Source organism: Sedimenticola selenatireducens (genome assembly GCF_963675335.2).
GTDB lineage: Bacteria > Pseudomonadota > Gammaproteobacteria > Chromatiales > Chromatiaceae > Sedimenticola > Sedimenticola selenatireducens.
This window is the reverse complement of record NZ_CAXXYC010000004.1, coordinates 1822089-1828532: the sequence shown is the minus strand read 5'-3', so window position 1 is coordinate 1828532 and position 6444 is coordinate 1822089. Positions and strand designations below refer to the sequence as shown.

Sequence of the window (6444 nt, the reverse complement as noted above, 5' to 3'; positions counted from 1 at the left end):
TCCAGCAGGAAGGTCTCACGCTGTGTCCGGTACTGTTCGGCCCGTTCGTTATCTCCGGCAAGCCGTGCGGTCGCCTCGGCTTCGGCCAGAAAAGCATAAAACCCGAGCATGGTGCCGATATGATCAGGGAACTCCCCGCTCAGGCGGTTGCGATAATCCAGGCCGGCATGGCGATAGGCCGCCGCGGCGCGATCCGCCGGCTCCTTGAACATGCAACCGGTCTCGACGACCGAGGCGTAAGGGCTGACACAGCCCGGCGCCACGAACAGCCCGGTATACTCCTCGGCCAGGGCCTCCACCAGGGTCGCGGTCGGGGTGTGGTAAAAATCCTCGTCAAATCCCAGGCCGGCCGCGGCCAGCGGCCCGCGCAGTTCGCCGCGGATCAGGTCGATCAGAGCCGCGTCCGCCTCCTCTTCGAGACAGCGTGCCAGAAAGCCGAACAGCCCGGCCAGGGCCTGCGTCTCATCCACCTGCTCTTGTTCAAAACCGTTTTCCATTATTGCTTCCGATGCCATAGTCGTTGTTGTCTGCATCTCTTCTCCTCCCAGTCAGCAAGTACACCCCCGGCATCCGGGACACCGGGGGGTGTGGCAGGTTAGTGGCCGCCGCCATGCAGCTCCGGTTCCGGGAGGCTGTTCCAGTCGATATCCACCTCTTTGTGCTTGGCACGGTGGATGTCGCCGGTATAGGCGTAGCGCAGGGTCTCCTCGTAATCCTTCATCGAGGCCTCGACGCTGACATCGGTATCACCGTATTTGTCCCCGGGCTGGGCCTTGGCGACGGTGACCACCGTGTCATACCAGCCCTGGGAACCGCCGATCGGATCCACCGCCAGGCGGATGATCGGATTGGGATGCACTCCCTTGTCGTTCCACCAGACATTGTTGGCGATATCCGCATCCCCGCCCTGCATGTAATCGGCAGCCTGCTCACGCTGTTTCAGCTGCGCCAGACGTCCGTATGCACTGTGGCCGCAAGCGGTGGAGATGGCCACCACATCCGGATGGATTCCCTCGGTGACGTGGGCACGAGTCACGATATAACCCAGCGGAGAGGTGACCCGGATCAGGTCCCCGTCGGAGAGTCCGCGCGCCGCCGCCGTCTTCGGATTGATCCAGGCCGGATTCTTGTGATAGAGCTCGGCCAGGTATTTCAGCGAAGCGGTCCGGCTCTGGGTGTGCACATTCACCTTGTAGGTGGTGAGCACCAGTTCATCCGGCTTCTTGTCCCGGGAAGGCAGGCGCTTGTAGACCGGCAACGGGTTGAAGCCGTACTTGCGGTAGCTCTCCTTGTAGATTTCCATGCGCCGCGAGGGGGTGCCGAAGCCGACCATGTTCCGGCCGTTGACCTGCACACCGATCGCCTGCCCGTCCTTCTTGATGGTGCCGTCGTTATCGACCTCGGCACCGGCCATGTCGGACGCGGAAAGCTCCTTGGTGTAGAGACCGTAATCGGGCTCCACCTCGTTACCGTTCTTGTCCACGATCTTGGCGGTCTCCTTGTCCACCTCGCCATAGATGGGCCAGACCCCTTTCTTCTTCATGAAGTCCCAGCCGCCATCCTCCTTGAGGCCCGGAATCGCATCGAAGTGGGCCCGCATCCAATCCTCGACGCTGTTGAAGGCGAAGTATTTCTTGATTCCCAGGGCGCCATCCGGATCAACCTTGCGGATCACATCGATCAGCGTCTGGCGGAACTCCTGAGTGCCGCCCAGCGGTTTGATCACCGGCTGCCGGATGGAGAGGCAGGGATAGAGCCCGCCGGGCATCGACTCGGGATCGTGCCGTTCCAGGTAGGTGACATCGGGAATGATCAGATCCGCCAGCTCGGTACTCTCCGACATGTAGGGACTGAAGGATGCATAGAAGGGCACCGTGTTTTCGTCGCTCAGCATCTCCTTCCAGACATGACTCGACGGATAGGTGTAGACCGGATTGTCATAGTAGGTCATCCATACCGACACCTTGGCCTCGCCCTTCTTGATCATGTAGGGGGCATGCGTCGATACATGATGCGAGGCCAGCGGATAGAGTGGCGGCGCGGCGATTACGCTGGCTGTCTTGCCCTTGGGCGGTACCGGCTGCGGCTGCGGCCAGCCCATGCCGCGCGGCAGGCAATAACCGCCCTTCTTCTCCACGTTGCCGGTGATCACATTCAGCATGTTGATGGCTGCTTCCTGGTAGGAACCCCAGACATGCTTGCAGGGCCCCCGGTAGGAGAAGGTGGTGGCCGGCTTGGTGGTGGCGAACTCGCGGGCGATGCGCCGAATGTCCTTGGCCGCCATTCCCGACTCCTCCTCGGCAAACTCCGGCGTGTAGGGCTTCAGGTGATCGATCAACTGCCGGGCGCTGACGTTGGTCCAGTTATCAATGAAGTCGGCATCGTACAGACCCTCATTCATGATTACGTGGGCCATGGCCAGGGCGATGGCGCCATCGGTCCCCGGGTAGGGGAAGTAGGCCTCGTCGGCGAAGCCCGAGGTGTTGGACATGCGCACGTCGAAGCTCACCAGCTTTGCCTTGTTGCCGACCACACCGTCCACCAGCCGCTGGGCATTGGGATTCATGAAGTAGGCGGTCTCCAGCACATTGGAGCCGAAGTTGAGGATGTACTTGGTGTTGGCCCAGTCACACGACTCAATATCCGGCCCCCAAGTGGGCTCCAGCCCGACCTTCTTGGAGGATTCGCAGATATTGGTGTGGTTGAGCATGGTGTTGGAGCCGAGGGCGTGCATAAAGCGGCCCACGGCGCCGCCGGTACGATCACGCCCCCACTTGAACACCATCTCGTTGAGAATTTCCGGCTTGTGCTCGGCATTGGCACGATCGATCACCTCGCGCAGTTTGCTGGCTAGCAGGGTGGTGGCCTCGTCGTAGGAGATACGCTTCCACTTGCCCTCGCCCCGCTTGCCGGTGCGCAGTAGCGGCGTCATGATGCGGTCCGGATCGTAGACATGCAGGAAGCCGGAGTTGCCCTTGGCGCACAGCTTGCCACGGGTGTTCGGGTGATCCATGTTGCCTTCCAGCTTGACGATACGGCCGTTCTCCACATAGGCGACACCGCCGTCCTCGATATTGCAGGCCATGCAGGTATAGGGCACCGCCTGGCGTTCCGCACCGGTGGTCGGCGAGTAGTCCTTGCCTCCCAGCTCCTGCTCCATGGCGACCAGGCGACTGCTGGTCAGGCCCAGGGCGCCGGCCGCAGTCCCCACCGCGCCGCCGAACTTGATAAAATCGCGGCGGGTGAATTTTATAGAGTCACTCATCTTTGTCTCCTCAGAAATTGATCTGGGTGAGCTGACCGGCATAGATCAGCACTTCCCTGAAGCTGTAAGCACCCACCGCGCTCAGCACCGCCGCCAGGGTCAGTATTTTTGGATCACGACCCAACTTCGGTATGGCGACCAGCACCAGCGGCGCCAGGATCCCGATCAGGAAGGTCATCCCCCAGTACTTGAAGGCAAACTGCTGATTGATGATCTCCCACGCCTGCTGCTTCTCGCCGGTGCCGTAGTTGAGCACCACCCACTCGGCCAGGAACAGGGCGAAGGTGACCGCCAGGGAGAGGTAGAGAAACGCGTGCAGAAACTCGGCAGCCCGCTGGTCAAGTTGACCGCGCAGCAGCTGGATGACCGCCACCACCGCGGTACCGGAACTCATGGATAGAATTACGAACAGCAGCGGGATGGTCGGGTTGCTCCACAGTTCCCGGGTCTGGTTCACCATCAGATCGAGGCCGGTATAGAGCGGCATGGAGAGTGCCAACAAGGAACCCAGGATACCGGTCCAGCGCATCAGGCCCTGGTTATCCTTTATCGATCCGTAATAAAAACCGACAATACAAAGACCGAACAGCGGCAGGAACAGCGAGCCCCAGGAGAGCGGCGAGGTCCAGTGGAAATAGAGAATCGGGTAGAGGAACCTGGCCGGCTGGCCAAGATCCACGATCAGCAGCGGTCCGCAGATGGCCAGCAGTACCAGGGAGGCGATCAGGCCGACCCTCTGGAACGGCTCCATCGACTTCGCCGCACCGCCAAAAACATTGCCGAATACCACGGGTGCCGCGGCGTAGACAAAGGTCATACCGGCGGCGCCGATCAGGAAGAAGTAGATGACGATTTCGTGCCCCCAGGGGGCGATGTTGTAGTCCATGTACTCAAACATGATGCATTCCCCTATAGAACACCTGAAAAGAACTTGCTGCCCCGGTTGCGCTGGTAGAACGCCTGCGCATCGGAGCGAGCAGCATAGGATTGCGGCGCGCTGAACACCTGCTCGGTCTGGGCACGATCCGGCTTGATGTAGTACACCTGCGGACGGGTACCCTTATCCGGCTTCAGCACCACCGTCTTGTGCCGGGCCACCAGGCGCGAGACCTCGCTGTTGGGGTCGTTCAGATCGCCGAAGATGCGCGAACGGCCCAGGCAGGTCTGTACACAGGCGGGCGCCAGGCCCTTTTCAACGCGGTGATTGCAAAAAGTGCACTTGTCCACCACGCCGCCGATCTTCACCCGGTCCCGGTTTTTCGGCAGCACGTGGCGCGCATTGTAGGGGCAGGCCGCAATACAGGTGCGGCAGGAGATGCAGCGTTCATAACGCTGCAATACAAACCCGTCCTCATGCTTGTAAGTCGCCTGGGTCGGGCAGTTACGGACGCAGGGGGGATTGTCGCAATGGTTGCACAAGCGGGGCATGAAATGACGCTTGGTGTTTGGGTAATGACCGGTATCCTTGACCTTTACAGTAGTGCGCCATACACCAAGCGGCACATCGTATTCAGCCTTGTCTGCACAAACGCAAGCCATGCAACCGATACATCGACGCAGGTCGACGACCATGGCCCAACGTTTTTTACCGGGCACGCCCAGGGATGGTTCAGTCTGAAGACCAACGGGCATGGGATATCCTCCTTAAGTTTTTGTGTTGATGCGGCAAAAAACCGACTGCTGTCAGGAACCTTTCAGGCCATTCTTGTCTGCTTTGCGGCACCGTTCTTGACAGAAGACACTTCAGCATGATCCATACCACAGTTTTTTAGTGTGTTTTTTAACTTATTGTTATTTATAATAATTTATACAACAGCCGCACCCATACACGGCCATTTGCCAATCCCTTTACCCCAGGAGGGTTACAGATCGGTAACGGGCGCCTTTATACTCATTCATTACTTGTTGATTTACATGGTTTTTTTACGCGCCACCCCGATAACGGGCAGATGTTACCCTCTCGTAACGGACGCCACCCCCCCTCCCCGGGCAAGTGACAAACAGACCCGATGTACGACCCCAAAAGGCCTGACCCACCGCATTGCCGCCCGCTGTCGTTACTATTCGGTAACGCTACCTATGCCCAACCGGGCGGCGTGGTTCATCTTAAAAGTTGCACCTGACGGGGGGAGACTATGACCGAAGCGCCCAGCACAACTGTTGGGGGGAGGCACCGCGCCGCACTCAACCGGTGAATTGAATATGCCATGCTGGGCAATCATTGTGTCAGGCTGTATGACGGGGCGATGGGGAGTGGTCTGAGCGCAAGGATCTACTCATGGAGAGATGAATAGAGCTGCCCCGTCAGGCGGGGTGACCGGCTCCCTATACCCACATCCGCGGCAGGTTGTTATGATGCGGCTTATCGGACAAGCTCTGAATGATGCCGCCCTCATACCCGGCAGCCAACCGCAATACAGATGTCAATGAATTCATGAAACCCCTGCTCATTATCAGCCACGTCGCCTGCAGCCGCCCTGGCTATCTGTGCGAATACCTGGACCGGCACCGGCTGCCCTATCAGCGGTTCAGCATCGAATCAGGTGAACCGCTACCCTCACCAGACCGTTTGTCCGGCCTGGTACTGCTGGGCGCCCCGGTGAGCGTCAACAGCGATCAAGCCTGGATTGAACGGGAGATAAGACTGGTGCGCGACTGCGCAGAGCGGAACATCCCGGTGTTCGGTATCTGCTTTGGCGGTCAACTGATCAGCAAGGCGTTCGGCGGCGAGGTATTCACGGCCTCCACCATGCAGATCGGCTGGCATCCGGTCACGATCACCGAGCAGGGCCGGCAACTGTTTAACGGCAATCCGATACCGGCACAGTTCACCGCCTTTGAGTGGCACGAAGATACTTTTACCCTGCCCGCCGGGGCCGTGCCCCTGTTCAGCGGCGGTTGTATCGGCAACCAGGGCTTCCTGTACCGGGGCTGCCTGGCGGTCCAGTTTCATCCGGAGGTCACCGAGGAGATCGTCCGCGAATGGGTGGCCCGCTATGAGGCCTGCGTCGACAATCCCACCCTTTGCCGCCAGGACCACAACGCCATTTTGCAGGACTTGCCGCAAAAACTGACAGCCATGCGGCAGATGTCCGACAACCTGTTCGACTGGTGGCTCAAGCAGGTGAACCCGACACATAATCCCCGATAAACTCCACGGATACTTTTCCCCGTCGGGG

The 6444-nt window shown here is 59.7% G+C and carries 5 protein-coding genes; 1 reads left to right on the top strand and 4 read right to left on the bottom strand.

Translation table 11 applies throughout. The features are described from left to right. From ACHZBF_RS19740 to ACHZBF_RS19725, 4 genes are all read right to left on the bottom strand, one after another. The coding region (locus tag ACHZBF_RS19740; RefSeq protein WP_321529379.1) for a TorD/DmsD family molecular chaperone at nt 1-533 on the bottom strand (533 nt) is incomplete at its 3' end. A gap of 62 nt (nt 534-595) precedes the next feature. Next, nucleotides 596-3265, bottom strand: a complete 2670-nt coding sequence (locus ACHZBF_RS19735; RefSeq protein ID WP_037375027.1) for a molybdopterin-containing oxidoreductase family protein — start codon at nt 3263-3265, stop codon at nt 596-598. A gap of 10 nt (nt 3266-3275) precedes the next feature. Continuing rightward, nucleotides 3276-4163, bottom strand: coding sequence for an NrfD/PsrC family molybdoenzyme membrane anchor subunit (gene nrfD / locus ACHZBF_RS19730; protein ID WP_029133160.1), 888 nt, complete (start codon nt 4161-4163; stop codon nt 3276-3278). Between the two features lie 11 nt (nt 4164-4174). After that, complete coding sequence (locus ACHZBF_RS19725) at nt 4175-4897, bottom strand: 4Fe-4S dicluster domain-containing protein (protein ID WP_084609968.1); 723 nt, start codon at nt 4895-4897, stop codon at nt 4175-4177. A 748-nt stretch (nt 4898-5645) separates the two neighbouring features. On the opposite strand from ACHZBF_RS19725, the gene ACHZBF_RS19720 reads away from it, so the two are divergent. Next, nucleotides 5646-6416, top strand: coding sequence for a type 1 glutamine amidotransferase (locus ACHZBF_RS19720; RefSeq protein ID WP_051302066.1), 771 nt, complete (start codon nt 5646-5648; stop codon nt 6414-6416). Nucleotides 6417-6444 lie beyond the last annotated feature (28 nt).